This window comes from Amycolatopsis vastitatis (assembly GCF_002234595.1).
Taxonomy (GTDB): Bacteria; Actinomycetota; Actinomycetes; order Mycobacteriales; family Pseudonocardiaceae; genus Amycolatopsis; species Amycolatopsis vastitatis.
The window spans coordinates 113,886-140,508 of the sequence record NZ_NMUL01000038.1; the positions used below are offsets into that span (position 1 = coordinate 113,886).

General features: G+C 72.6%; 24 protein-coding genes and 1 riboswitch. Of the genes, 8 read left to right on the forward strand and 16 right to left on the reverse strand.

Annotated features, from left to right (window positions below):
- Window positions 1-8: 8 nt before the first annotated feature.
- Window positions 9-629 carry a class I SAM-dependent methyltransferase gene (locus CF165_RS31940; RefSeq protein WP_093951298.1) on the forward strand — a complete coding sequence of 207 codons (621 nt, stop codon included), beginning with the start codon at window positions 9-11 and terminating at the stop codon, window positions 627-629.
- Here CF165_RS31940 and CF165_RS31945 read toward each other — a convergent pair.
- Both CF165_RS31945 and CF165_RS31950 read right to left on the reverse strand, forming a co-directional pair.
- On the reverse strand, window positions 626-1,000 hold the full coding sequence (locus tag CF165_RS31945) for a VOC family protein (RefSeq protein WP_093951299.1): 375 nt from the start codon (window positions 998-1,000) through the stop codon (window positions 626-628). The two genes, CF165_RS31940 and CF165_RS31945, sit on opposite strands and share 4 nt — an antisense overlap.
- Window positions 1,001-1,022: 22 nt before the next feature.
- Window positions 1,023-1,886: an EamA family transporter gene (locus tag CF165_RS31950; protein ID WP_093951300.1), complete on the reverse strand. Its 864-nt coding sequence runs from the start codon at window positions 1,884-1,886 to the stop codon at window positions 1,023-1,025.
- Window positions 1,887-2,232: 346 nt separating this feature from the next.
- On the opposite strand from CF165_RS31950, the gene rpsT reads away from it, so the two are divergent.
- Window positions 2,233-2,493 carry a 30S ribosomal protein S20 gene (gene rpsT / locus CF165_RS31955; RefSeq protein ID WP_013228460.1) on the forward strand — a complete coding sequence of 87 codons (261 nt, stop codon included), beginning with the start codon at window positions 2,233-2,235 and terminating at the stop codon, window positions 2,491-2,493.
- A gap of 291 nt (window positions 2,494-2,784) precedes the next feature.
- Here the strand turns inward: rpsT and holA are convergent, their stop codons facing one another.
- Window positions 2,785-3,765, reverse strand: a complete 981-nt coding sequence (gene holA, locus CF165_RS31960) for a DNA polymerase III subunit delta (protein WP_093951301.1) — start codon at window positions 3,763-3,765, stop codon at window positions 2,785-2,787.
- Between the two features lie 144 nt (window positions 3,766-3,909).
- A riboswitch (SAM riboswitch) is annotated at window positions 3,910-4,043 on the forward strand.
- A 12-nt stretch (window positions 4,044-4,055) separates the two neighbouring features.
- On the opposite strand from holA, the gene thrC reads away from it, so the two are divergent.
- The gene (gene thrC / locus CF165_RS31965) at window positions 4,056-5,321 is read left to right on the forward strand and encodes a threonine synthase (RefSeq protein WP_093951302.1); all 1,266 of its coding nucleotides are present in this window, start codon (window positions 4,056-4,058) and stop codon (window positions 5,319-5,321) included.
- Between the two features lie 123 nt (window positions 5,322-5,444).
- Window positions 5,445-5,951: a DUF4231 domain-containing protein gene (locus CF165_RS31970; RefSeq protein ID WP_093951303.1), complete on the forward strand. Its 507-nt coding sequence runs from the start codon at window positions 5,445-5,447 to the stop codon at window positions 5,949-5,951.
- Window positions 5,952-5,962: 11 nt separating this feature from the next.
- On the opposite strand, the gene CF165_RS31975 is transcribed toward CF165_RS31970, so the two are convergent.
- The 7 genes from CF165_RS31975 to nadD form a co-directional block, all read right to left on the reverse strand.
- Window positions 5,963-8,338 carry a ComEC/Rec2 family competence protein gene (locus CF165_RS31975; protein WP_093951304.1) on the reverse strand — a complete coding sequence of 792 codons (2,376 nt, stop codon included), beginning with the start codon at window positions 8,336-8,338 and terminating at the stop codon, window positions 5,963-5,965.
- On the reverse strand, window positions 8,335-9,045 hold the full coding sequence (locus CF165_RS31980; RefSeq protein ID WP_093951305.1) for a ComEA family DNA-binding protein: 711 nt from the start codon (window positions 9,043-9,045) through the stop codon (window positions 8,335-8,337). Before CF165_RS31980 ends, CF165_RS31975 begins: the two co-directional genes overlap by 4 nt.
- 164 nt (window positions 9,046-9,209) lie before the next feature.
- Entirely contained in the window at window positions 9,210-10,067 is an 858-nt protein-coding gene (locus tag CF165_RS31985; RefSeq protein ID WP_093951306.1) for a DegV family protein, read from the reverse strand.
- Between the two features lie 4 nt (window positions 10,068-10,071).
- On the reverse strand, window positions 10,072-10,800 hold the full coding sequence (gene octT, locus CF165_RS31990; RefSeq protein WP_093951307.1) for a diglucosylglycerate octanoyltransferase: 729 nt from the start codon (window positions 10,798-10,800) through the stop codon (window positions 10,072-10,074).
- A gap of 3 nt (window positions 10,801-10,803) precedes the next feature.
- On the reverse strand, window positions 10,804-11,418 hold the full coding sequence (locus CF165_RS31995; protein ID WP_093951308.1) for a histidine phosphatase family protein: 615 nt from the start codon (window positions 11,416-11,418) through the stop codon (window positions 10,804-10,806).
- Window positions 11,415-11,810 carry a ribosome silencing factor gene (rsfS, locus tag CF165_RS32000; RefSeq protein ID WP_003067112.1) on the reverse strand — a complete coding sequence of 132 codons (396 nt, stop codon included), beginning with the start codon at window positions 11,808-11,810 and terminating at the stop codon, window positions 11,415-11,417. Before rsfS ends, CF165_RS31995 begins: the two co-directional genes overlap by 4 nt.
- A gap of 59 nt (window positions 11,811-11,869) precedes the next feature.
- Window positions 11,870-12,439 carry a nicotinate-nucleotide adenylyltransferase gene (gene nadD / locus CF165_RS32005; protein ID WP_240521910.1) on the reverse strand — a complete coding sequence of 190 codons (570 nt, stop codon included), beginning with the start codon at window positions 12,437-12,439 and terminating at the stop codon, window positions 11,870-11,872.
- Window positions 12,440-12,618: 179 nt separating this feature from the next.
- Here nadD and CF165_RS32010 point away from each other — a divergent pair, with 179 nt between their 5' ends.
- Both CF165_RS32010 and argS read left to right on the forward strand, forming a co-directional pair.
- Window positions 12,619-14,730, forward strand: coding sequence for a RecQ family ATP-dependent DNA helicase (locus tag CF165_RS32010; protein ID WP_093951310.1), 2,112 nt, complete (start codon window positions 12,619-12,621; stop codon window positions 14,728-14,730).
- Between the two features lie 245 nt (window positions 14,731-14,975).
- Window positions 14,976-16,697, forward strand: a complete 1,722-nt coding sequence (argS, locus tag CF165_RS32015) for an arginine--tRNA ligase (RefSeq protein ID WP_093951311.1) — start codon at window positions 14,976-14,978, stop codon at window positions 16,695-16,697.
- Here argS and CF165_RS32020 read toward each other — a convergent pair.
- Window positions 16,694-17,269, reverse strand: coding sequence for a TetR/AcrR family transcriptional regulator (locus CF165_RS32020; protein WP_093951312.1), 576 nt, complete (start codon window positions 17,267-17,269; stop codon window positions 16,694-16,696). The genes argS and CF165_RS32020 overlap by 4 nt on opposite strands.
- 61 nt (window positions 17,270-17,330) lie before the next feature.
- Between CF165_RS32020 and CF165_RS32025 the strand changes: the two genes are divergently transcribed.
- The gene (locus tag CF165_RS32025; protein ID WP_093951313.1) at window positions 17,331-18,044 is read left to right on the forward strand and encodes an SDR family oxidoreductase; all 714 of its coding nucleotides are present in this window, start codon (window positions 17,331-17,333) and stop codon (window positions 18,042-18,044) included.
- A gap of 203 nt (window positions 18,045-18,247) precedes the next feature.
- Here CF165_RS32025 and proB read toward each other — a convergent pair whose 3' ends face one another.
- The 5 genes from proB to CF165_RS32050 form a co-directional block, all read right to left on the reverse strand.
- Window positions 18,248-19,357 carry a glutamate 5-kinase gene (proB, locus tag CF165_RS32030; protein ID WP_093951314.1) on the reverse strand — a complete coding sequence of 370 codons (1,110 nt, stop codon included), beginning with the start codon at window positions 19,355-19,357 and terminating at the stop codon, window positions 18,248-18,250.
- Window positions 19,354-20,811 (reverse strand): GTPase ObgE, encoded by a 1,458-nt coding sequence (gene obgE / locus CF165_RS32035; RefSeq protein WP_093951315.1) that lies wholly within the window; start codon window positions 20,809-20,811, stop codon window positions 19,354-19,356. The genes proB and obgE overlap by 4 nt, the downstream gene beginning before the upstream one ends.
- A 104-nt stretch (window positions 20,812-20,915) precedes the next feature.
- A complete protein-coding gene (rpmA, locus tag CF165_RS32040) occupies window positions 20,916-21,176 on the reverse strand; it encodes a 50S ribosomal protein L27 (RefSeq protein WP_093951316.1) in 261 nt (86 codons plus the stop codon).
- A gap of 54 nt (window positions 21,177-21,230) precedes the next feature.
- Window positions 21,231-21,545 carry a 50S ribosomal protein L21 gene (gene rplU, locus CF165_RS32045; RefSeq protein ID WP_003067132.1) on the reverse strand — a complete coding sequence of 105 codons (315 nt, stop codon included), beginning with the start codon at window positions 21,543-21,545 and terminating at the stop codon, window positions 21,231-21,233.
- Between the two features lie 163 nt (window positions 21,546-21,708).
- Window positions 21,709-24,639 (reverse strand): translation initiation factor IF-2 N-terminal domain-containing protein, encoded by a 2,931-nt coding sequence (locus CF165_RS32050; RefSeq protein WP_093951317.1) that lies wholly within the window; start codon window positions 24,637-24,639, stop codon window positions 21,709-21,711.
- Window positions 24,640-25,191: 552 nt separating this feature from the next.
- Between CF165_RS32050 and CF165_RS32055 the strand changes: the two genes are divergently transcribed.
- Entirely contained in the window at window positions 25,192-26,622 is a 1,431-nt protein-coding gene (locus CF165_RS32055; protein ID WP_093951318.1) for a S8 family peptidase, read from the forward strand.
- Window position 26,623: the final 1 nt, after the last annotated feature.

Genomic DNA, 26,623 nt, shown 5'->3' on the forward strand with positions numbered 1-26,623 from the left:
CTCGAAGTATGAGCACTTCGCACCAGCCGGCACCCCCTCCCCAGCCGGATCCAGGCGGCTTCGCCCGCGTCCTCGACCGTGCTTTCGGTCACCCTTCGGGAGCGCTCGGCCGCCTCGGCGGCTGGCTGATGGCCCGCGGCAACGCCGCCACCGAACACCGCGTCGTCGACCTGGCGAAGATCGAGCCGGACGAGACCGTCCTGGTCGTCGGGCCCGGCCCCGGCGTCGGGCTGGACGCCGCCGCGCGCCTGGCCGGGCGCACCGTCGGCGTCGACCCCTCCCCCGAGATGCTCGCCCTGTGCCACGAGCGCTGCGGCGACCGCGTCGAGCTGCGCGAGGGCTCGGCCGCCCGCACGGGCGAGCCGGACGGGTCGGCCGACGTCGTCCTGAGCGTCAACAACGTCATGCTCTGGGACGACCGTGCGGCAGGCTTCGCCGAGCTGTTCCGGGTGCTGCGCCCCGGCGGGCGGCTGCTGCTGTCCGCGCACGAGAAGTGGCTGCCCGTGAGCAGGCACGTGCTGGCCGACGAGGCGGCCTCGGCGGGGTTCACCGACTTGCAGACCTGGACCTGGGAACCGCCGGGCTTCGCCGCGCTGGCCGCGCAGCTGCGCGCCGTCAAACCGGCCTAGCGGGTGTCCGTGCGGATCGGGTGGCCCTCGGGTACCTCGACCAGCACGATGCGCGTGCCGTCCGGATCGGCGATCCAGGCCTCGTCGAGGCCCCAGGGCTCCCGCCGGGCGTCCCGCACGGGCTCCAGGCCCTTCGCCTCGAGGCCGGCCAGCGTGCCGGCCAGGTCGCGGACCTGCAGCCAGAGCACCAGGTCGGGCGAGGCCCCCGCCTCCCCCTGACCGGAGACCTCCAGGGACCCGTGGCCGAGGAAGAACACCGTGCCGCCGGGGAACTCCCGCTCCACGGCCAGGCCGAGGGTCTCGCGGTAGAACGCCGTGGACGCCGCGGCGTCACGCGGGCGGATCAGCAACCGGCTCTTCAGGATCTCCATCCGACATCCCTACCGGACGGGCTCAGGCCGCCGCAATCGCGACGATCCCGGACAGCACGATCGCCGACCCGGCCAGGCGGCGGACGGCGTCCCGCTCGCCGAGGACCAGCCACGCGGCAAGACCGCCCAGCACGATGCTCAGCTCCCGCGCGGGAGCGACCAGGCTGACCGGTGCCATCGTGAGGGCGAACAGCACGAGGATGTAGGCGAGCGGCGACAACAGCGCGACGAGCAGCACTTCGCGGCGCTGCTCCCGCCAGATCCGGGCCACCTCGGCGCGGCCGGCCAGCGCACCGGGCACGAGCATGACGCTCTGCAGGAGTGAACCGAGGCCGAAGTAGACGACCGGCGGCACGCCGACGCCGGTCACCGAGTGCGCGTCCCAGAGCGTGTAGCCGGCGATGACGGCCCCGGTCAGGAGGCCGTAGAAGATCCCGGCTTTCACCGCCCGGGGGTCGTCCGCCTTGCGCCCGGTGCTGATGACCAGCACCCCGGTGATCACGAGGAACCCGCCGAGCAGGCCCAGCCACCCCGGCCGCTCGCCGAGCACGAGGACGGCGGTCAGCACCGAAAGCAGGGGCCCGGTGCCCCGCGCGACCGGGTAGACGACCGAGAGATCGCCGACCCGGTACCCCCGCTGGAGCACGATGCCGTAGGCGACGTGCAGCACCGACGTGCCGGCGGCGGCGAGCAGCCAGCTCCACTGTGGACGCTGCGGCTCGACGGCCAGCAGCACGACCGTCACGGGCAGCAGCACGACGGCGGAAACCGTGTAGTAGAGCCAGACGAACTGGGTGCCCCCGGAGGAGATCCGTTTCGCGGCCAGGTTCCACGCCGCGTGCACGACGGCGGCGACGAGGACGAGCGACAGCGCGGTGGCGTTCATGGGACCCCTTACGAGAAGTTTCCGCGCGCACGGAAACCCGGTCCTCCAGGCTTTCCCCCCGTCAGATGAACGACCGGCCGTCCGGGCCCGCCGACGGTGCCGCTCGGACCAGGCCCGCCGGTCCTGGTTGTGTCGTGCTCGGGTGTGTCGGACCGGCGGCGGAACCTGGGCACTACCGTGACCGACGGTACTCCTGGTGATCGGATCCCGGCGCGAGCCGCCGCGAGCTGGGCTGTTAGAGTGGTCGCTCGCTGCCCGTGCGGCATTCCGTCATGGAGGAAACCCGGTTTTACCGGGGCCACTTCAGCGCGGCGGCGATCTCACCGAGTGAAACAGGAGTTGCCCTATGGCCAACATCAAGTCGCAGATCAAGCGCATCACGACGAACGAGAAGGCGCGTCAGCGCAACCAGGCGATCCGGTCCTCGGTGAAGACCGCGATCCGCAAGGTCCGCGAAGCCGCCGAGGCCGGCGACAAGGCCAAGGCCGTCGAGCTGCAGCGCGACGCCGCCCAGAAGCTGGACAAGGCCGTCTCGAAGGGCGTCATCCACGCCAACCAGGCCGCCAACAAGAAGTCGGCGCTGGCGAAGCGCGTCAACGCGCTCTGAGCCGCACGATTTCTGGGAAAGCCCCGGCTTCGGCCGGGGCTTTCTTCGTATCTGGAGGTCGGTGGGCGGCCGCGACCGCTGGGGCGGGGACAGCGGCTCCGCATGGCGATTGGAGGCCGCTCGGCCCGCCGTGGAGGCAGCCAGGGCCGTTGCCTCGTGGACCCGGCCGCTTGGGCAGCCACCGCGAGGTCGGCAGGTTGTCGAGTCAGCCGTCGCGGCGGAGCCGATGGTCCTGGCGACCGCCGCCAGCCCACCAGCGGATGATCAGCCAGCCCGGCTTGCCCGCCTCGGTCAGCGGTCGCCCTTGGCCGCGGCTACCTCGAGGACCGCGCGCTCCAGCGCGTAGCCCGGGTCGGCCGCCACGCCCTTGACCTCGGCGTTCAGCCGCGCGACCACGCGCATCGCCGTGGCCAGGCCGTCGGGGTTCCAGCCGCGGGACTGCCCCTGCGCCTTGCGGATCTTCCAGGGCGGCATGCCCAGCTCGCCCGCCATCTGGTTCGGGTTGCCCCGGCCCGCGCCCGAGACCCGCGCGATGGTGCGGACCGCGTCGGCCAGCGCGTCGGCGACCAGGACGTGGGGGACACCGAGCTGCATCGCCCACCGCAGCGACTCCAGCGCCGCCGCGCGGTCACCGCTCACCGCCTTCTCCGCGACCGCGAAGCCGGTGACGTCGGCTCGGCCGCGGTGGTAGCGGCGGACCGCCTCGGCGTCGACGGTCCCGCCGGTGTCCGCGACCAGCTGCGTCGCCGCCGAGGACAGTTCCCGCAGGTCGGAGCCCACGGCGTCGAGCAGCGCGGCCACCCCGGCCGGGTCGATCTTGCCATTCACCCGACGCACCTCGTGGCGCACGAACTGCTCGCGCTCGGCCGGCTTGGTCAGCTTCGGGCACTCCGTGACCTCGGCGCCGGCCTTCTTCAGCACCGCCGGGAGCGTCTTGCCCGCCTTGCTGCGGCCGCCGCCGGTGTGCACGACGACGAGCACGACCCCGTCCGCCGGGTCCTTCAGGTAGGCCGCGACGGCGTCCGCCAGCTCCTGCGAGATGTCCTGCGCCGATTCGAGGACGATCACCCGGCCTTCGCTGAACAGCGACGGGCTGACCAGTTCGGCCAGCTCGGGGGCTGTGAGATCGGACACCCGGGCGCGGGTCAGCTCGGCCGTCGCGTCCATCGCGCGGGCGGCGGCGAGCGTTTCGCGAACGGCCCGCTCGATCAGCAGTTCTTCCTCACCCAGCACCAGGTGAAGCGGGGCCGGGGCGGTGGCTTGCGCGGTCACCGGTGAATCCTCTCACTTGCGCTGTCGTGCCCCCGCTCCGGTGATGTCGAGCGGGCACCGTGGCACGGCGCAAGCGCCATGTCGTACGGTGTAGCCGAGGCAGCCGCCCCGGACTTCCGGTGGCCTGCGCCGACAACCGAATACCGCTCATCCAGAGGGGCAGAGGGAACGGCCCGACGAAGCCCCGGCAACCGGCGTACAGCCCGTCATCCCGCGATCGCGGGATAGCTGACGACCACGGTGCCAATTCCGGCCCGCTTCGGCGGGGCAGATGAGGAAGGAACCTCGTGATGACCGCAACCCTCGGCACGTCCTCCACCACCAAGACCCCGGATCTGGGTCCCGCCGTCGAGCTGGTGTCGAAGGAAGAGGGCCACCGGCAGCCGCTCGCTCCCGAATTCGTCTCCGCCGAAGACTTCTCGCCGCTCGAGGTCGCCTACGACTTCGGCCGCGTCCGCCGCGAAGACATCGAGGCCGGCCCCAAGAACATCTGGCGCTACAAGAAGCTCCTCCCGGTTCCGTCCAACGTCGAAGAAATCCCGAACACCGAGCCCGGCGCGACCCGGCTGATCCGCGCCGACCGCCTCGCCAAGGAGCTCGGCCTCAAGCGCGTGTGGGTCAAGGACGACACCGGCAACCCGACGCACTCCTTCAAGGACCGCGTCGTCGCCGTCGCGCTCGCCGCCGCCCGCGAGTTCGGGTTCGAGGTGCTCGCCTGTCCGTCGACCGGCAACCTGGCCAACGCGACGGCCGCCGCCGCGGCCCGCGCCGGCTGGCGGTCGGTCGTGCTGATCCCGAAGACCCTCGAGCGCGCCAAGATCCTCACCACCGCCGTGTACGACGGCGACCTCATCGCCATCGACGGCAACTACGACGACGTCAACCGCCTGGCCACCGAACTCGCCGGCGAGCACCCGAAGTGGGCGTTCGTCAACGTGAACGTCCGGCCGTACTACTCGGAAGGCTCGAAGACGCTGGCCTTCGAGGTCGCCGAGCAGCTCGGCTGGCGCATCCCGCCGCAGATCGTCGTGCCGATCGCCTCCGGTTCGCAGCTCACCAAGGTGGACAAGGGTTTCCGCGAGCTGGGTCAGCTCGGTCTCGTGGACGCCAGCCCCTACAAGGTGTTCGGCGCGCAGGCCACCGGCTGCTCGCCGGTGTCGGCGGCGTTCCGCGCCGGCCAGGACGTGGTCCAGCCGGTGAAGCCGGACACCATCGCCCGCTCGCTGGCGATCGGCAACCCGGCCGACGGCCCGTACGTCCTCGACATCGTCAACCGCACCGGCGGCGCGATCGAGGACGTCACCGACGAAGAGGTCGTCGAAGGGATCCGGCTGCTGGCCCGCACGGAAGGCATCTTCACCGAGACGGCCGGCGGCGTCACCGTCGCCACGGCGAAGAAGCTCGTCGAGACCGGCAAGCTGGACCCGGACGCCGAGACCGTGCTGCTCATCACCGGCGACGGCCTCAAGACCCTCGACGCGATCGAGAGCCACGTGGGTCCCAAGGCGGTCCTGCCGCCGTCGGCCGCGGCCGTGAACAAGGCACTCGGCTACTGATCATCCGCTGTTCGGGGGCGAGCGAAGCGGCTCGCCCCCGAACAGCAATTCCCCCTTCCGCACTTCAGGGCCGCTAAGGTCGGCATCCACCAGTGGGTCGACTCGTTCGCGGAGGTTCGGGGTATGCGGTGGGCTGCGGACACGTCCGGCGATCTGGGCACGCACTGGATGATCACCGCCGAGCGTGATGGCCGGCAGCTGCCGGTGACGGTCGTCGCGAAGTGGCGGTGGTACAAGACGGGATCCCGGCGAGACCGGCTGAGATACGCGGTCATCGAAATCGCCGCTCTCGCCGGTTCGGCCGCGATCCCGGTGGCCGCCGCCGCCCATCTCGACTCCGTCGTCATCGCCGCGCTGGGCGCGTTCGTCCTCATCGCCACCGGGATCCGGACCACCTTCGGTCTGCACGAGAACTGGGTGGAGCACAGCCAGATCGGCTATGCGATCGAGCGTGAAGCCGCATTGTTCCTCCATTCGTCACCGCCTTACGATCGCGCGGACGCCGTCCAAGTGCTGGTCGCCCGGGTCGAGACCCTGTCGGACGAGGGTGGGCAGCAGTGGGCTCGACGTCGGATGAGCGTCGAACGCAGCCGCCAGGTCCAAGAGACCCCGCGGAAGCCCGTGGAGTGACGGCCTCCTGGTCACCGGCGGGGCGGCCCACGCGGCTCACCCCGGCGGACTATCGCCGTTCCGGTGACCACCGCCGTGTCTCCGTCGACGTCCGTCCGAGTCACCCGCGCGCCGAGCGCAGCCAAGGTGTCCATTGTGGACTTGCTGGGGTGCCCGTACGTGTTTCCCGCGCCCACGCTGACCAACGCCACCCGCGGCGCCACCGCCGCGAGGAACGAAGGCAGCGAGTACCGCGAGCCGTGGTGAGGGACCTTCAGCACCTCCGCCTTCAGATCTCCGATGTCGGCCAGCAGGTCGGCCTGCGCGGCCAGTTCGACGTCGCCGGTCAGTAGGACCCGGCCGACCGGGGTTTCCGCACGCAGCACCACCGAGCTGTTGTTGATCGTGGTCCCGTCCTGCAGCCCGGCCGAGCGAGCCGGCACGTACCGCGGGCCGAGCACATCCAGCGCGAGTCCCGGCCACTCCAGCCGTTCGCCCGGGTTCAGCTCGACCAGCGGGACCGCCTGCCGGACGGCCTCCTCGGCGACCTGCCGCCACGCCCACGCCGGCGCGCGTCCCGGTCCGACGGCGATCCCGCCGACCGCCCGGCCGTCGAAGACCGACGTGAGCCCGCCGATGTGGTCGGCGTGCAGGTGGCTCAGCACCAGCAGCGGGATCCGGTCGACGGCCAGCCGGTGCAGGCACTCGTCGACCGGCCCCGGCTCCGGCCCGGCATCCACGACGACGGCCCGTCCCGGCTCGGCGGTCGCCAGTACGACCGCGTCACCCTGGCCGACGTCGCACTCGACCATCGCCCAGTCCCGCGGCGGCCACGCCGGCGCCAGCACCCGGACCGGCACGAACACCAGCAGCGCGCCGACGACCAGGACCGCCATGAGCAGCCGCGCGCACCTGTACCGGGCCGCCAGCACGAACACCGCGACGACGGCGGCGGCGAGGAGCCCGCCCACCCAGCCGCCGGGCCAGGCGACGACCGCGCCCGGGGCCCGCGCGCCGTGCCGGGCCACCGTGATCAGCCACCGGGCCTCCGGGTCGGCCAGGTGCACCAGGACCTTCCCGGCGTCCGGCCACCACGGGCCGGTGACCGTCGCCAGCACGCCGAGCACCGTCGCCGGAGCCACGACGGGCGCGGCCAGGACGTTGGTCACCACGGAGACCAGGCTCACCGAGCCCGCCATGCCCGCGAGCACGGGCGCGGTCACCAGGAAGGCCGCCAGCGGTATCGCCAGCCCGTCCGCGAACCCCGGCGGGACACCGCCGCGGACGAGCGCCCCGGCCCAGCGGGGCGCGAGCAGGACCAGCCCGGCGGTGGCGAACACCGACAACGCGAACCCGAAGTCCGTGGCCATCGCCGGATCCGCCACCACCAGCACGCCCACCGCGAACGCCAGCGCGGGCAGCGCCGAGCCCCGCCGGCCCAGTGCCAGTGCCAGCAACGCCACCGCCGCCATGACTCCCGCCCGCAGCACGCTCGGCTCCGGGCCGACCAGGACGAGGAACCCGGCCAGGCACACCCCGGCCGCCACCGCGGACAGCCGCGGCCCGAGCCGGAGCAGGCGCAACAGGAGCAGCACCGCGCCGCAGGCCGCGGCCAGGTTGCCGCCGCTGACCGCGGTGAGGTGGGCCAGGCCCGCGGTGACGAACTCCTCTTCGACACGCGGGGACAACGCGCTCGTGTCGCCCAGGACCAGTCCCGGCAGCAGGCCCGCCGGTTCCTCCGGGAGGGACGACCGGCACAGGTCATGGAGACCGGCGCGCAGCGTGGCCGCCGCCCGCTGCCACCACGGCGCCGGGCCGGGCTCCCCTGGCGGGCCGCGTACGGACAGCACCGCGACCGTCAGGTCCGAGCCGCGCGGTGACATCAGCAGGCCGGTCACCCCGACCTCTTGACCGGGGAGAAGCGCCGACCACTGCGCGACCGGCGCCAGCAGCAGGACACGTCCGGTCGACGAGACGGGCCGGCCGTCGACCGACGCCGTGCGCACGTCGGCCGCCAGCACCACCGACCGCGCACCGGCCTGCCGGTCGGCGTACCCGGCACTGCGCACGGGCTTCGGGCGTTCGGCGACGACCACGCGCAACGCCGCGGAGAGCCCTTGAGCCGCGGCGGCGCGCAGTTCGTCACGCTGGGCGTCACGGATCTGCCAGGCGACCGGACCCGCGGCGACGAGCCCCAGCACCAGCAGGGCCGCCGCCGCGCCGACGACCCGGGGACGGCCGCGCGCCCGCCAGAGCACCAGCCCGGCGACCACGGCCGAAGCGAGCCCGGCGGCGACCGCCGTCCACCAGCCGAAGAGCAGGCCGGCCAGCGCGGCGAGCCAGCACACCAGCGCCGCCGGGACCAGCCGCATGTCCTGCCGGGTGTCGGTCGTGGGAAGGGTGCTCATCCGACAGTCACCTGCTCTCTCAGTCGTTCGAACTTGTTTTCGCCGATGCCATCGACATCGCGCAGCTGCTCGACCTTCGTGAAGCCGCCGTGGTCGGTGCGCCACTGGACGATCCGCTTGGCCATCACCTCGCCGACGCCGGGCAGCGTGTCCAGCTGGTCCGCGGACGCCGCGTTGAGGTCGACCTTGCCGCCCGCCGGCGCACCGGAAACCGCGGCGGGAGCGGGGATCCCGACCACGAGCTGTTCCCCGTCGGTCACCTTGCGGGCGAGGTTCAGCGCGCCGAGGTCCACGCCGGGATCGGCGCCGCCCGCCGCGCGCAGCACGTCCGCGACCCGGGTGCCCGGGGACACGGTGACCAGGCCCGGGGACCGGACGCGGCCGATCACGCTGACGACGAGTCCGGTCGGAGGCGCCGCCCGCGCCTCCCCCGCCGGTTTCGCGCTGGGCAACGCGGGCGGCGGCTCGGCCGCCGGACGGCCGCCGGCGAGCGCGACGGCGCCGAGGACGATCACCACGACCGCCGCCAGGACGCCGGCGAACGCCCACCGGCGGCGGACGGCACCGGACGGTCCGGCCGGCAACCAGCGCCGGACCAGCCGGCCGCCGGGCCCGACCGTGCTCGCGTCGGGCGAGAGCTGGTCGGCCAGCCGGGCGAGCCGGTCGTTGACGGAAGAGCCCGGATCACGGGCGGACTGCTCGAACACACGATCGACGTTAGGGCCCGCGGGGAGGCGTCCGACAGGGGTGCCGCCGCGTCCTGTGGACAACCGGGGTGTTGTGGACGGATTCGCCCGGGACGGCCGGGACCGGCCGTTTCCGTCGTACCCGGGTGGCATGCTGGAGGGTTCGGCGCGCCACCCGGCGCCGGCTAGCTCCGGGACGGAACAGTGCGCTGGACGACCACGCCGAGCACCCCGGGACCGGTGTGCGCCCCGATCACCGCCCCCAGCTCGGAGACCACGCAGCCGGCCGAGCGCGGCACGGCTTCTTCGAGCCGGTTCGCGAGTTCGACCGCCCGCTCCGGCGAGGCGAGGTGGTGGACGGCGAGCTCGACGTCGTCGTCCTGGGCGGCTTCCGCGGCCAGTTCGACCAGCCGGGCCATCGCCCGGTTCATGGTGCGGACCTTCTCCAGCGGGATGATCCGGCCGTCGGCCATGTGCAGCACCGGTTTCACGGCCAGCGCCGTGCCGAGCAGCGCCGCCGCCGGGCCGATCCGGCCGCCGCGGCGCAGGTGCTCCAGGGTCTCCACGACGAACAACGTCGACGAGCAGCTCGCCGCGGCCATCGCGGCGGCTTCGACCCCGGCGGGGTCCTTGCCCGCGGCAGCGGCGTCGGCGGCGTGCAGGGCGGCGAACCCGAGGCCCATCGCGGTCGTCCGCGAGTCGACCACGCGGACCCGGTCCGGTCCCACTTCCTGCGCCGCGAGCACTGCCGCTTCCCACGTGCCCGACAGTTCGCGCGAGAGGTGGACCGACACGATCGCGTCCGCGCCGTCGGCGAAGGCGGCCCGGTACTCCTTGACGAACTCGGTGGGCGTCGGCCGCGACGTCGTGACGATCTTGCGCTGCTTCATCGCTTCGGCGACCGCCGCCGGGCCGGTCTCGACACCGTCGAGGGACACCACGCCGTCGACCAGGACGTGCAGCGGCACCACCCGGACCGCGTGCCGTTCGGCGAAGCCCTCCGGCAGGTGGGCGGTGGAATCCGTGACTACGGCGACCGACACGCCGTCAGCCTACGTGGCCGGGGGCCGGCGCCGGCGCCATCAACACGGACATCGCCTCGCCCACCGCGGCGTGCCCCGGCCAGCCCCAGTGCATGCCGTCCGGGTTGCCCGCGCCGCTGAGCACGTGCTCCCCGACGACCCTTTCGAGGTCCAGCAAGGGAACCCCCGCCCGCGCGCCCCAGGCCGCCATCGCGGCCGCCGCGGCCGGCCGCGCGGTGTGCACGTTGCCGTAGGCCGCCGCCCGGTGCACCGACGGCAGCCAGCCGAAGATCGGCAGCTCGGGCCGCAGGACGCGCAGCGCGCTCACGGCCGTGTCGAGGTACTGCACGGTGAGCTTGGCCGGCAGCACGGCGGGACGGCCGCGGAAGGCGACCGACAACCGTGGCTGCGCGGCGAGGTAAGCCTTGCGCACCACCCGCCGCACCGGGTCGGGCCGCAGGTAGCGCAGCCCGGTGCGCAGGTAGGTCGGCAACGGCGAAGGCAGCGTGTCCATGCTGCCGACCGCCAGCACGACCGCGTCGACGTGGTGGAGGTCGGCCCAGACACGCGGATCGCCGGTCAGCGACCACCAGGCGTCGCGCGCGGTCCAGCCGATCCCGGCGACCAGGTCGGCGGTGCCGCCGAGAGCGGCGGCCGCGATGTTGGGCCACAACCGCGGCTCGTCCGCGGCGCAGGGTCCTTCGGGACCGTGAAAGCTCAGCGAATCGCCGAACACCAGCAGGCGCGGCCCCATCGGCTAGCCGTGCATCCCCGCGTTGTAGGCCTGCAGCCGCCACTTGCCGTCGCGGCGGCCCAGCTCGACCCAGTGGCAGTTCGCGATCCCGCCCAGCGACGGCCAGACCTCCACCGGCAAGGTCAGCAGCCGCGCGGTGAGGGCGACGATCAGCCCGCCGTGCGCGGCGAGCAGCACGGTTTCGCCCGCTTCGGAGTTGGCCTGCAGCAGGTCGGTGACCACCTCGCCCGCCCGGTCGGCGACGTCGACGCGGCTCTCCCCGCCCGGCGGCGCCCAGGTCGCGTCGGTGCGCCAGCGGTCGCGTTCGCCGGGGTAGGCCTGGTCGACCTCCTCGCCGGTGCGCCCCTGCCAGTCACCCAGGTGCGTTTCGCGCAGCCGCTTGTCGATGCGCAGCGGGACGCCGATGGCGTCGGTGAGCACGGTGGCGGTGTCGGTGGCACGGCGCAGGTCGGAAGCGATGACGAGGTCCGGGGAGAAGCGGGCCAGCGCGGGCACCGCGAACCGGGCCTGGTTCCAGCCGCGCGGGGTCAGCGCCGAGTCGAGGTGTCCCTGCATCCGCCCGGCGGCGTTGTAGTCCGTCTCGCCGTGGCGCCAGAGCACCAGCCGCCGCGGGCTCACGGTACGTCCGGGTCCTCGTCGGCGGGTGGCTCCTCGAGTCCGGCCACCTCGATGCGCGGGCAGTCCTTCCACAGCCGCTCGAGGCCGTAGAACGTGCGCTCCTCGACGTGCTGGACGTGCACGACGACGTCGACGTAGTCGAGCAGCACCCAGCGTCCTTCGCGGGCGCCTTCGCGGCGGACCGGCTTGTGGCCGCTCTCCCGCAGTTTTTCTTCGACGTTGTCGACGATGGCGCCGACCAGGCGCTCGTTGGACGCGGAGGCGATGACGAAGGCGTCGGTGATGACGAGCTGCTCGGACACGTCCAGCACGACGACGTCGCTGGCCTTCTTGTCCGCCGCCGCGTGTGCGGCCGCTACGGCCAGCTCTCGTGCCTCGGACGTGGCTGCCACGGTGCTCCTTCACAGATCGGGTTCGCCCGAGAAGGGTACCCGCCGGGACCAGCGGTGCTTCAGTCGCTCTTCCGGTACAGGTCGTTCTTGACGATGTAGCGGACGACTCCGTCCGGCACGAGGTACCAGACCGGCTCCCCGCGTTCGACCCGCTCGCGGCAGCCGGTGGACGAAATCGACATCGCCGTGACCTCGACCAGGCTCACCTTGCCGCTGGGCAGGTGGTGCGAGTTGAGCCGGTAGCCGGGGCGCGTGACGCCGATGAAGTGCGCGAGGTCGAACAGCTCGTCGGCCTTGTGCCAGGTCAGGATCTGCTCCAGCGCGTCGGCGCCGGTGATGAAGAAGAGCTCGTCCTCGGGGTGCTCGGCGCGCAGGTCGCGCAGGGTGTCGACGGTGTAGGTCTGGCCGCCGCGGTCGATGTCCACGCGGCTGACCGAGAACACCGGGTTGGACGCGGTCGCGATCACCGTCATCAGGTAGCGGTGCTCGGCCTTGGTCACCTGGCGGCTGGTCTTCTGCCACGGCTGCCCGGTCGGGACGAAGATCACTTCGTCGAGCCCGAACCGGGACTGGACCTCGCTGGCCGCGACGAGGTGGCCGTGGTGCACGGGGTCGAACGTGCCGCCCATGACCCCGATCCGCCGTGGTGACATGACCGGAGAGCCTATACAGCCGGGCCATGGGACGCGGGGCGCGCTCAGTCAGACTTGTGATTCAGGTCACATTACCACCCGTATTCGTCGCGAACGGTCCGTTCGTGACGCCGCCGATTCCCGGTTCGTCGGTGCCATGGGGTAGACGTGGGGACGTGGACACGACCAGCACCACCCCAGCCCTCCGCGACCGCGCCGAGACCCTCCTCCGGGCATTGGCCGGCGATGCGGCGAAGCTGCGCGAAGACCAGTGGACGGCCATCGAAGCCCTGGTCGCGCAGCGGCGTCGCGCGCTGGTCGTGCAACGCACCGGGTGGGGCAAGTCGGCGGTGTACTTCCTGGCCACGGCGTTGCTGCGCGAGCAGGGCAGCGGGCCGACGGTCATCGTCTCGCCGCTGCTCGCCCTGATGCGCAACCAGATCTCGGCGGCGGCCCGTGCCGGGATCCACGCGGCGACGATGAACTCGGCGAACCCGCAGGAATGGGACCAGGTCCAGGCCGCGGTCGCGGCGGGCGAGGTGGACGTCCTGCTGGTCAGCCCCGAACGGCTGAACAACCCGGACTTCCGCGACAACGTGCTGCCGAAGCTGACCGCGAGCACCGGGCTGCTGGTGGTCGACGAGGCGCACTGCATTTCGGACTGGGGCCACGACTTCCGGCCGGACTACCGGCGTCTGCGCACCCTGCTGGGTGATCTTCCGGAAGGCGTGCCGGTGCTGGCGACCACCGCGACGGCGAACGACCGCGTGGTCACCGACGTCGCCGAGCAGCTGGGCCTCGGCAGCGGCGCGAACACGCTGGTGCTGCGCGGGAGCCTCGACCGGGAAAGCCTGCGGCTGTCGGTGTGCCGCCTGCCGACTTCGCAGGCGCGGCTGGCGTGGCTCGCGGAGCACCTGGCCGAGCTGCCCGGTTCCGGGATCATCTACACCCTGACCGTCGCGGCGGCGCACGACGTCGCGTCCCTGCTGAAGGACCGCGGCTACCCGGTGGCGGCCTACACCGGGAAGACCGACCCGGCCGACCGGCAGGCGGCCGAGGACGACCTGCTCGGCAACCGCGTCAAGGCCCTGGTGGCGACGTCCGCGCTGGGCATGGGGTTCGACAAGCCCGACCTCGGGTTCGTCGTGCACCTCGGCGCGCCGTCGTCGCCGATCGCGTACTACCAGCAGGTCGGCCGCGCGGGGCGTGGTGTGGAACGCGCCGAGGTCGTGCTGCTGCCCGGCGAGGAGGACAAGGCGATCTGGGCGTACTTCGGGTCGCTGGCCTTCCCCGACGAACTGCGGGTGACCCAGGTGCTGAACACGCTCGCGTACGCCGACCGTCCACTCTCGACGGCCGCGCTCGAGCCGTCGGTCGAGCTTTCGCGGTCCCGCTTGGAAATGGTGCTCAAGGTGCTGGACGTCGACGGCGCGGTCCGGCGCGTGAAGGGCGGCTGGGAGAGCACGGGCGGGGACTGGGAGTACGACCGCGGGCGCTACCGGCGGGTCGCGGAGGCGCGTGACCGCGAGCAGGACGCGATGCTCGGGTACCTCGCGACCGACGGCTGCCGGATGGAGTACCTGCGGCGTCAGCTCGACGACCCCGAGGCGGTGCCGTGCGGCCGCTGCGACAACTGCACGGGCCGGCACTGGGACACGTCGGTGGCCGACGAGGTCGTCGACGCGACCCGGGAACGCCTGCAGCGGCCGGGCGTGGAGGTCGCGCCGCGGAAGCAGTGGCCGACCGGGATGTCCTCTTTGGACGTTCCGGTGTCCGGCCGGATCTCCGCCGACGACCAGGCCGAGCCGGGCCAGGTGCTCGGGCGGCTCACCGACGTCGGCTGGGGCAACCGGCTGCGGGAGCTCGTCGGTCCCCAGGCGGCGGACGCCGAGGTGCCCGACTCGGTGTTCAAGGCGTGCGTGCAGGTGCTCGCCGGGTGGCAGTGGGCCCAGCGGCCGGTGGCGGTGGTGGCGGTGCCGTCGTCGACGCGGCCACAGCTGGTGTACAGCCTGGCGACGCGGCTGGCCGAGATCGGCAGGCTGGACTTCCTCGGCGCGCTCGACGCGGACGGGCCGCCGCCCCGCCGGGCGAACAGCGCGCAACGGCTGGCCGACCTTTGGCGGCGGCTGAGCATGCCGGCCGACCTCGCGGCGACGCTGCCGCCCGGGCCGGTGCTGCTCGTGGACGACGTCATCGACACCGGCTGGACGATGACGCTCGCCGCGCGGCTGCTGCGGCGGGCCGGGGCACCCGCGGTGCTGCCGTTCGCGCTGGCCAGCACGGCCTGACTCCCGGCCGGCCGGGCGCCGGTCCGCGGCTCGGCGGGACCGGTTCGGGCGCAAGCCGCAACTGTTCAGCACCGTCTCGCAGACGCTCCGCTTCTGGTACGTCACCGCCGGCGCCACGATCGCGTTCGCGGTGATCCTCACGCTGCCGGAGACCAAGGGGCAGCAAGCTGCGGTAAACCCTTCGTCACCGGCCGGTCACGCTCGCTAGGCTGCGAGTTCCGCGACCGAGCCGAAGGAGGGAAACCGTGCAGACCGCCGACGTTACCGAGGAGCTGGCGCGCCGCGTGGTGGCCGCCGCCGGCCGGGCGCTGGACGTGGAGCTGACGCCGGACCAGGCGCTGATCCAGGCGTCGCCGCGCGAAGGCGTCGACTACCAGGGCAATCTCGCGATGAGCCTGGGCAAGCGGCTCGGCCGCCCGCCGCGCGAGGTCGCCGGGCTGATCGCCGGGGCGCTGGAGCTCGGCGGGATCGCCGATCCACCCGAAATCGCCGGGCCGGGATTCCTGAACTTCGTGCTGCGCGGGGAATGGCTCGAAGCGCGCACCGGCGCGCTGCTCGGCGATCCGCGTCTCGGCGTGCCGGAAACCGCGGCGCCGCGGCGGGTCGCGCTCGACTACAGCAGCCCGAACGTGGCGAAGGAAATGCACGTCGGGCACCTGCGCTCGTCGGTGATCGGCGACGCGCTCGCCCGCCTGCTGCGGTTCGCCGGGCACGAAGTGCTGCCGCACAACCACCTCGGCGACTGGGGCACGCCGTTCGGCATGCTCATCGAGCACCTTCTCGACGTCTCCGCCGGGCAACGCGCGATCGCCGACCTCGACGCCTTCTATCGCGAAGCACGCCGGAAGTTCGACAGCGACGAAGCGTTCGCGACGCGGGCACGCACGCGCGTCGTCAGGCTGCAGAGCGGCGACGAAGACACTCTCGCCGTCTGGCAGGAGCTCGTCGACGAATCGACACGGCACTTCGACGAGGTCTACGCGCTGCTCGGGATTTCCCTGACAGACAAGGACATCTACGGCGAAAGCTTCTACAACCCGTACCTCGCTTCGGTGGTCGAGGACCTGGAAAAGGCCGGTCTCACCGACGTCAGCGACGGCGCGGTCTGCGTGTTCCCCGAAGGGTTCCGCAACCGTGAAGGCGACCGTCTACCCCTGATCGTCCGCAAACGCGACGGCGGCTACGGGTACGCCGCCACGGACCTGGCGACGGTCCGGTACTGGACGGCCGAGCGGGGCGCCACCGACCTGGTCTACGTCGTCGGAACGCCGCAGGCGCAGCACTTCGCGATGCTGTTCGCGATCTGCCGCGAGGCGGGCTGGCTGACCGGGCACGCCGAGCACGTCGGGTTCGGGACGGTGCTGGGCGCGGACGGCAAGACCATGCGCACCCGCGCAGGCGAGACGGTCAAGCTGGCCGACCTGCTCACCGAAGCCGTGACGCAGGCGGCGGCGGTCGTCGCCGAACGCAGTGAGCTCGACGCGGCGGTGCAGGCGGAAGTCGCCCGCGCGGTGGGTATCGGCGCGGTCAAGTACGCGGACCTGTCCGGCGACCGGGAGCGCGACTACGTCTTCGCGTGGGACCGGATGCTCGCCAAGGAAGGCAACACTTCGGTGTACCTCCAGTACGCGCACGCCCGGACGCGGTCGATCCTCCGGAAGGCGGGCGGCCTGCCCGGCGGCACCGACGTACTGCTGGAGGCGCCGGAGGAACGGGCGCTGGCGCTGAAGCTGCTCAGGTTCGGCGAAGCGCTGAAGGCGGCGACGAGTGGCTACGCGCCACACAAGCTCTGTACGTACCTGTACGAGACGGCGGTCATTTTCTCGCGGTTCTTCGAGGAATGTCCGGTGCTGAAGGCGTCTTCGCCGGAGTTGCGGGATTCCCGGCTGAGGTTGACCGAATTGACGTCGCGAACGCTCGCGCTGGGACTCTCGCTGCTCGGCATCGAAGCGCCCGAACAGCTTTAACGGGCGCTGAGGAGCGCCACCAGTTCGCCGGCCAGGCCGCGGCCGACCGGTTCGCGCGTCGCGAGGAGCCGGTACCAGAGCGTGCCGAACACGACGTCGATCACCGTGCCGGAGCCGACGCCGGCCGGGAGTTCGCCGCGCTCGCGGGCGCGGTCGACGATCCGGCCGAGGGCGTCGCGGCGGCGGAACAGGAACTCTTCGCGGAACCGCTTGCCGAACTCGGGGTCGATCTGCGCTTGCGCCATCAGCGCCCGCAGCGTGTCCGCGACCGGGGATTTGTCGCCCAGCTCGAAGGTGCGGCCCAGGAACCGGGTGAGGTCGGCGCGCAACGATCCCTCGTCGGGGATCGGGATCTGCAGGTCCGCCTTCGTCGCCAGGGCGTCGAGCAGGACGTCGGCCTTCGACGGCCACCAGCGGTAGATCGTCTGCTTGCCGACGCCCGAGCGCGCCGCGATGCCTTCGATGGTCAGCGCGCCGTAGCCGGCCTCCGCGACCAGTTCGAGCGTGGCGGCGAGGATCGCCAGCCTGCTCTGTTCGCTGCGCTTGCGGCCGGGGCGGGACTGGTCGGTCATGGGATCCGATGGTAGCGTCAATTTCGAAACGATACGTACCGGTTCGAAATGAGGAACAAGCATGAGCATCGCTCTCGTCGCCGGCGGCACTTCGGGCATCGGCCTGGCGACCGCGCGGCGACTACAGCGGCAGGGATACGACGTCCACGTCACCGGGCGCGGCAAGGAACGCCTCGACGACGTCGCGGCGAGCGACCCGCAGCTGACCGGGCACCAGGCCGACGGCGGCGACGCCGAAGCGATGGCCGCGCTGGCCGGATCGCTCGGGACGGTCGACGTCCTGGTGGTGAGCCTCTCCGGCACCGAAGGCATGGGGCCGATCGATTCACTGGACCTCGCGATGCTGCGGCGGGCGTTCGACGCGAAGTTCTGGGCGCACCTGACCACCATCCAGGCCGTGCTGCCGCACCTGGCCGCGGACGGCTCGATCACGCTGCTCAGCGCCATCACCGCCCGGGCGGCGATGGCGGGCACGGCCGGGATCGGCGCCCTCAACGCGGCGGTCGAAGCGCTGGTCAAACCCCTCGCCGTCGAGCTGGCGCCGCGGCGGGTCAACGCCGTTTCGCCGGGCGTGGTGGACACGGCCTGGTGGAGCGGGTTCCCGGAGGAGATGCGGGACGGGTTCTTCGCGCAGACGGCGGCTTCGATCCCGGCCCGCCGCGTCGCGACGGCCGACGACGTGGCGGAGGTGGTGACGCTGGCGGCGACGAACCCGAACCTGACCGGCACGGTCCTGGAGGCCGACGGCGGCGCCCGGCTGGTCTCCCTGGGCTGAGCCCGGGCCGTCAGCCGGACTCGAGGGGAATCACTTGTGTGCCGAGAGGCATCGCCCGTGACGGAGCGGGCATCAGCCGTGATTGAGGAGGCATGACGCGTGATTGGAGGGGCATCACACGTGATTGAAGGGCCGACACGGCCGATCACGAGTGGTGCCCCCGCGATCACCGGTGATGCCCCTTGGTGCACAAGGGGTGCGGGTCAGCGGCGGAGGGGGACCAGGTCGTCGGCGTGGACTACTTCGCGGCGTTGTTCCGCCGGGAGTTCGGGGGTCGAGTGGCCGATCAGCTCCGGGAGCTCCGTCGCGTCGAAGGCCACTACGCCACGGGCCACCGGGCGGTCCTTCGCGTCCACCAGGTCCACCACGTCACCCGCTTGGAAGTCGCCTTCCACGCCCGTGATGCCGGCCGCCAGCAGGGATCTCCGGCGGCGGACCACCGCCGTCACCGCGCCGTCGTCCAGGCGGAGCCTGCCCGTCGTGTCCGCCGCGTAGCCCAGCCAGAACCGGCGGGCCGACAGGCGGGTGTCCGCCGGGGCGAACGCTGTTCCCGGGGAAGCGGAAGTCAGTGCCGCCGAGGCTTCGGAAGCCGCTGCCAGCAGCACGGGGATGCCCGCGCCCGCCGCCGTGCGGGCCGCCGCCAGCTTGGACACCATGCCGCCCGTGCCCAGGCCCGAGCTGGACATGCCGACCGAGATACCGTCCACATCGGACTCGGACAGGACCTCGGTCAGCTTGCGGGTGGCTCCGTCCCGCGGGTCACCGTCGTAGAGACCGTCCACATCGGACAAGAGAATCAGCGCGTCGGCGCCGATGAGGTGGGCCACCAGCGCCGCCAGGCGGTCGTTGTCGCCGAAGCGGATTTCTTCGGTGGCCACCGTGTCGTTCTCGTTCACGACCGGGACCGCGCCCAGCGCCAGCAGCCGCGAGAACGTCCGCTGCGCGTTCCGGTAGTGCGAACGGCGGACGACGTCGTCGGAGGTCAGCAGCACCTGGCCGACCGTCAGCGCGTACCGCCCGAACGACTCGGCGTACGCGTGCGCCAGCGCCAGCTGGCCGACGCTCGCCGCCGCCTGCTGCGTCGCGAGATCGCGAGGACGCTTGCCCAGCGAAAGCGGGGCCAAGCCCGCGCCGATCGCGCCCGACGACACCAGGACGATCTGGGTCTCCCGGGCGACGCGCTCGGCGATCGCGTCGACCAGCGCGTCCAGCCGGGCCGGGTCGAGCCCGCTGCCCGCGGTGGTCAGCGCCGACGAGCCGACCTTGACCACCAGCCGCCGCGCGGCGGCGATGGCTTCGCGAGTGCCGCTCACTCGTCGGCGTCCAGGTCGTCCTCGAACTCGTCCGTGCCTTCGCGCCGGATCCGGCGGGCTTCCTTGCGCTCGGTCGCGCCGATCCGGTCGTTGCGTTCCAGCCGGACGTCGGTGCCACGCCCGGACAGGTGCATCGCGACGCTCGGCGTCGACGGCTCCCACTCGAACTGGACGTCGCCGATCGTGACCGGGCTGCCGGGCCGCGCGCCGAGCTTCGCCAGCTGGTCCTCGACGCCGAGGCGGTTGAGCCGGTCGGCGAGGTAGCCGACGGCTTCGTCGTTGCCGAAGTCGGTCTGGCGGATCCAGCGCTCCGGCCGCGCGCCGCGCACGATGAACGCGCCCTCTTCCTCGGGGTCGGCCTCGACGGTGAACCCGGAGTCGTCGACGGCCAGCGGCCGCAGCACGATCTTCTCCGGCTCCAGCACCGGCTGCGCCTCGCGGTACTTCTCGACGATCGCCGCGAGTGCGAAGGTCAGCTCCCGCAGGCCCTTGCGGGACGCCGTCGAAACCTCGAACACCGGCAGGCCGCGGGCTTCCAGCTCCGGCCGGACGAACTCGGCCAGCTCGGCCGCCTCCGGGACGTCGATCTTGTTGAGGACGACGACCCGCGGCCGCTCCTCGAGCTTCCCGCCGAGGCTGGGCGTGTACTTGGCGAGCTCGGCCTCCAGAGCGTCCACATCGGACAGCGGGTCACGGCCGGGGTCGAGCGTCGCGCAGTCGACGACGTGCACCAGCACCGCGCAGCGCTCGATGTGGCGGAGGAAGTCGAGGCCGAGGCCCTTGCCCTCGGACGCGCCGGGGATGAGGCCGGGCACGTCGGCCATCGTGAACACCGTGTCGCCGCCGGTGATGACGCCGAGGTTCGGCACCAGCGTGGTGAACGGGTAGTCGGCGATCTTCGGCTTGGCCGCGGACAGCACCGAGATCAGCGACGACTTGCCGGCCGACGGGAAGCCGAGCAGGCCGACGTCGGCGACCGAGCGCAGCTCCAGCGTCAGGTTCCGGGTCTCGCCCGGCTCGCCGAGCAGCGCGAACCCGGGTGCCTTGCGCGCCTTCGACGACAGCGAGGCGTTGCCGAGACCGCCGCGGCCGCCCTGGGCGGCGACGAACGTGGTGCCCGGGCCGATCAGGTCGGCGACCAGCTCGCCGTCCTCGGTGAACACGACGGTGCCGGACGGCACCTTCATCGTCAGCGTCTCCCCCGCCGCACCCGCGCGGTTGCCGCCCTGGCCCATCTTGCCGTTGCCGGCCTTGGCGTGCGGGCGGAAGTGGAAGTCGAGCAGGGTGTGCACGTTCGGGTCGACGACCAGCAGGACGTCGCCGCCGTTGCCGCCGTTGCCGCCGTCCGGGCCACCGAGGGGCTTGAACTTCTCGCGGTGCACCGAGGCGCAGCCGTTCCCACCGTCACCTGCGGTCAGGTGGATCACCGCACGGTCCACGAACCGGGACGCCATGACTTGCCTCTTTCACCTGCGGAAGATCGGACACAAAAACAAACGAGGGGTGGCACCGGATATTCCGGCCCCACCCCTCGTCAGAGGTCTAGACAGAAGCCGAATCAGGCTTCCGACGGCACGACGATGTTGACCGTCTTGCGGCCACGCTTCTCGCCGAACTGGACCGCACCGGCGGCCAGGGCGAACAGCGTGTCGTCGCCGCCACGGCCGACGTTCACGCCGGGGTGGAACTTGGTGCCGCGCTGGCGGATCAGGATCTCGCCCGCGTTGACTTCCTGGCCGCCGTAGCGCTTGACGCCGAGGCGCTGCGCGTTCGAGTCACGACCGTTGCGGGAGCTGGACGCACCCTTCTTGTGAGCCATAGCGAAAGCCCTTCTTGAAAAATCTCAGCCTGAAACGAAGATCCGGAGAAGCCCTTACAGGGAGATGGCGGTGACCTCGACGCGGGTCAGCTTCTGCCGGTGACCCTGGCGCTTGTGGTAGCCCGTCTTGTTCTTGAACTTGTGGATCCGGATCTTCGGACCCTTGGTCTGCTCGACGACCTTGCCGGTGACCGAGACCTTCGCCAGCGCGTCGGCGTCCGTGGTGACATCGCCACCGTCGACGTACAAAACGGCGGGGAGGATGTGCTCGGTGCCCGGCTCGCCCTCGAGCTTCTCGACCTCGACGACGTCGCCGACGGCCACCTTGTACTGCTTGCCGCCGGTCTTGACGATCGCGTACGCCGACACGGAAGTCTCCTGCATTACTCGACAATGGGTGGGGGCCCGCGCGATCGGCCCACCTGATGGAACGGCGGTCCTGGACTCGCGCAGCGACCTGCTCTGGTGGCAGGCCGTACTACAGGTTACGTGGGGTGCCCCGGTGCGTTACCACCGGGGTCCCCCTAGTCGTTCACTGACTCTGATCCGAGGCGTGCACCGGCGGGCCCGCCGGCCGCGACGCCGCCCGGCGCGGACGGCGCCGGGTGGAGCGCACGGCCGGTTCGGGCACGCTGACCTCGGGTTCGGCGACCGGCTGGGCCGGCTCCGAAGACTCGTTGACGGGCTCTTCCGCCGGCTCGGGAGCCGACGACGCCTCGACCTCGGGCTCGTCTTCCTGCGGCACCGGCGCCTGGTCCGCTTCGGTGGTCACCGGGGTGCCGGCGACCTCCTGGGCGGGTTCCGCGGGCGGTTCGGCCGCCACCGGCGTCTCGTCCGCCTCCGTGGTCGCCGGGACGTCCGCGACCTCCCTGGCGGGCTCGGGGACGTGCCCGTTCAGGGTGCCGTGGTCGTGCTCCTTGGCGACCTTCGAGGCGTTCGCCATCGCCGCCACCGCGGACGCGATCGACTCGCGCTTTTCGGGCGGCGGGACCGCGTGCACCTCGGCCTTGACGGCGCCCTCGGCCTCCGCCTTGGCGGCTTCGTCGCCCTTGCCGCGGCCGCGCGACCGGCGGGAGCTCTTCTCCCCGCCACCGCCACCGCCGCCGTTCCCGCCGTTGCCGTTCCCGCCCTGGGAGGGCGAGCCGCCGTTCGTGCGCTGCACCTCGGTCGAGACGAGCACGCCCCGGCCCTTGCAGTGCTCACACGGCGTGGAGAACGCCTCCAGCAGGCCCGTGCCGATCTTCTTGCGGGTCATCTGGACCAGGCCGAGCGAGGTGACCTCGGCGACCTGGTGGCGCGTGCGGTCGCGGCCGAGGCACTCGGTGAGGCGGCGCAGCACCAGCTCGCGGTTGGACTCGAGCACCATGTCGATGAAGTCGATCACGATGATGCCGCCGATGTCCCGCAGCCGGAGCTGGCGGACGATCTCCTCCGCCGACTCCAGGTTGTTGCGGGTCACCGTCTCCTCGAGGTTGCCACCCGAACCGGTGAACTTGCCGGTGTTGACGTCGATCACCGTCATCGCCTCGGTGCGGTCGATGACCAGGTAACCGCCGCTCGGCAGCCAGACCTTGCGGTCGAGGGCCTTGGTGATCTGCTCGTCGATCCGGTGGTCGGCGAACGCGTTGCCGGTGCCGACGTAGCGCCTCAGCCGGTCGGTCAGCTCCGGCGCGACGTGCCGGACGTAGTCGTTGATCGTCTCCCACGACCGGTTGCCCTGGATCTCCAGCTTGGTGAAGTCCTCGGTGAACAGGTCACGCACGACCTTGACCAGCAGGTCCGGCTCTTCGTAGAGCATGGTCGGCGCGCCGCCCTTCTTGCCGGAACCGGCGGCGGCCTTCTCCTTGATGACGTCCCACTGGGCCTTCAGGCGGTCGACGTCACGCCCCAGCTCCTCCTCGCCGATCCCCTCGGAGGCGGTGCGGATGATCACACCCGCGTCCTCCGGGACGATCCGCTTGAGGATGTCCTTGAGCCGGCGACGCTCGTTCTCCGGCAGCTTGCGGGAGATGCCGGTGGCGCCGCCCGCGGGCACGTAGACCAGGAAGCGGCCGGGCAGCGAGATCTGCGTGGTCAGCCGGGCGCCCTTGTGGCCGACCGGGTCCTTGGTCACCTGGACCAGCACCGAGTCGCCGGTGGACAGCGCCTGCTCGATCTTGCGGGCCTTGCCCTCCAGGCCGGCGGCGTCCCAGTCGACCTCGCCGGCGTACAGGACGGCGTTGCGGCCGCGGCCGATGTCGATGAACGCGGCTTCCATGCTGGGCAGCACGTTCTGGACGCGGCCGAGGTAGACGTTGCCGACGATCGAGCCGGAGCCCGACTGCGTGACGAAGTGCTCGACGAGGACGCCGTCCTCGAGGACCGCGATCTGGGTGGAGTCGCCGTGCTCCGCGACGACCATGGTGCGCTCGACCGACTCGCGCCGGGCCAGGAACTCGGCCTCGGACAGGATCGGGGCGCGGCGGCGGCCCGCCTCGCGGCCGTCACGGCGGCGCTGGCGCTTGGCCTCCAGGCGGGTCGAGCCGCGGACGCTGCGCACCTCGTCGCGCGCCGGGCGCTCGGCGGCCTCGGCCTTGGCCTGGCGGACGTGCGTGACCGTGTTCGGCGGGTCGTCGGTGCCGGTGGCCTCGGCGTCTTCGCCGTCCGAGCCCTTGCGGCGACGGCGGCGGCGACGGCGCCTGGTGCCGCCCTCCCCTTCGCCCTCGTCGGCGTCGGCGTCGGTCTCGACGGCGGCTTCCTCCGCCTCTTCGGTGTCCGCTTCGGGCTTTTCGTCCCCGTTGCGGCCCTTACGACGCGGCTCTTCGACCTGGTCGTCCTCGTTCTCGGTGGTCTCGTCGCCGCCGTCGGCGCCCTTGCCCCGGCCACGGCCGCGACGGCCCCGGCGGCGACGGCGCCGGCTGCCGGCGTCCTCGTCGTCGTCGGCGCCCGGGTCGGTGACCGGCGTCGTGTCCTCCGCCTCCGCTTCCTCGGCCACCTCGGGCTCCGGGCGGGACGGCGGCTCCGCGAACGGGTCGACCGGCTTCCGGGACGGCTTCGCGGCGGGCGGCTCCGGCGGCAGGAACACCGGCGAAGGCGCGGCGAACACCGGCAGGTGCGCGCGGGTCTTCTGCCGCGGCCGCGGCTTCTCGGCCTCCGCCGACGACACCGACGACACCTCCGGCACCGGCGGCACCGGCGGGCGCTCGGGCTGCCGAGACGCCTCGGCGGGGGCTTCTTCTTCGACGTCGCCGGGCGTGAAGGCCTCGGCCACCTTGAGCGCCACTTCCCTGGTCACGCTCGACTGCGCGCTCCGGACGCTTTCGCCCAGCTCGGCCAGCTTCGCGAGGACGTCCCGGCTGTGCGACTCGAGCAGCTTGGCCAGCGCGTGCACCCGGATCCGGGCGGGCAGGTCGGCCAGCGGGCCGGTCGTGGGTGTGGCGGGATTCCCGCCGGCGTGCTCGGCGGGTGTTTCCGCGTTCGACATATGTCTCCTCCGCCCCCGGGCGCGTCTGCCGGTGTTCACCGGCAGGGACGCGGCCGCGCAGGGGCCCCTTTCTGTTCGTTCCGCCGTGGTGGTCACCAGCGGCGGGAATCCTGGCCCGACGACCGGGCGCCACGCACCACCGGTTCCGGCGGGGCGCAACCCGGTCAAAGGTCTGCTCGGCGGCGTGCATAAGGCACTCGCGGCCCCCGGACCGCCCGCCACGTCGTCCAGCCACCCGGTTCGCGGGCGGCGACGCGCGCCGCGGAAGATCATGCACATCACCGGGCCACAACGCCGCAGGCAGCACCTCTCACATGCGCCCCGCGGCCCAGTGGCCTCCCCGAGTATCCCACACCGGGTGACTGCCCGGGTGTACTCGGTACCTCCGCCCACGCCGCCGGGCGCGCCGTGCCGCCTCCCACCCGCCCACCGGCCGGGGGGAACTTGGCCGCAGCGCTTGTCCGCCGGGCACACGGTGGCTACCGTGCGGCTCGGGGTGACCGGGATCTCGCGCGCCGGTCCCCGCGGTCCCTGCATCCGGTGGGAGGTCCGGTGTCCCTGCTGGCGCGGCCCCTGCGGGCGGCCGTGTGCACCGTCCTGGCGCTTTCGGGTTGTGTCACCGCCGGTCCGGCGGTGGCAGGCGAACCCGGCTGCGGCCACGGGCGGTCCCTGCGCTACGTCGTGACCTTCGACCGCGGCACCGACGAGGACGAGGCCCGCGCGCGGATCGCCGGGGCCTGCGGGACCACCACCGTCTACTACCCGCAGATCGCCGTCGCCATCGCCACCTCCGGTGACCAGGGCTTCGGCGGGCGGATCGGGCTCGACCGGGCGTTCAGCGCCCAGGCCGAGCGGCTGGCCGCGCAGCGCGCGACGGACTCGGCCAAGCCGCAGCCGGCCCGGGCGCTGCTGCCCCGGACCGATCCCGCGAAGGTCCCGGCCGCGGACCTGAGCGCGCGGCAGTGGGACATGCGGATGATCGACGCCGGCGAGGCGCGCGGGGTCGCGGGCGGCCGCCGCGACGTCGTCGTCGGTGTCCTCGACTCCGGGATCGACCCGGACCACCCGGACCTCGCCGAAGCCCTCGACGCGGGCGACTCGGCCGGCTGCCTGACCGGCGCCCCCGACCGTTCGCCGTCCGCGTGGGCGCCGACGACGTCGGTGCACGGCACGCACGTCGCGGGGATCATCGCCGCGGCCGACGACGGGCGCGGGGTGACGGGTGTGGCTCCCGGGGTTCGCGTGGCGTCGGTGAAGGTGATCGACGACCGCGGCTACGCCGACCCCGAAGCCGCGGTCTGCGGGCTGATGTGGGCTGCCTCACGGCACATGCGGCTGACCAACAGCAGCTACTTCGTCAACCCGTGGACGCTGTCGTGCATCCGCGGCGACGACCGCGGGGTCGTGCACGAGGCGCTGGCACGCGCGGTCGAGTACAGCACTTCGGCGGGCACGCTGAACGTCGCGGCGGCGACCAACGAGGCCGTCGACCTGCAGCCGTCGGCGCGGTCCGGCACGCCCGGCGCGGGCACCGGCTGCGAAGCCCTGCCGGCCGGGCTGCGGGACGTCGTCGCGGTGTCCGCCGTCGGCGCCGACCGGGTCAAGGCGGGCTACAGCTCGTACGGCCTCGGCGTGATCGACGTCACGGCGCCGGGCGGGGAAGCCGGCGAGTGCGTGCTCTCGACGGTGCCCGGCGGGTACGCGCCGCTGTGCGGCACGTCGATGGCCGCGCCGCACGTCACCGGCGTGCTCGCGCTCCTGGCGTCCGCCGCCCCGGACGCGCGGCCGCGGCAGCTGCGCCGGACGCTCGAAGCGCAGGCGATGCCGATGCCGTGCCCGGCCGACTACGACCTCACCGGCGACGGGACCCAGGACGCCTACTGCGCGGGGTACGAGGGCTTCAACGGCTTCTACGGGCACGGCATGGTGGACGCGCTCGCCGCCGTCGCGCCGCCGGCCGGGCGGCCCGATCCGGCTCGGTGAC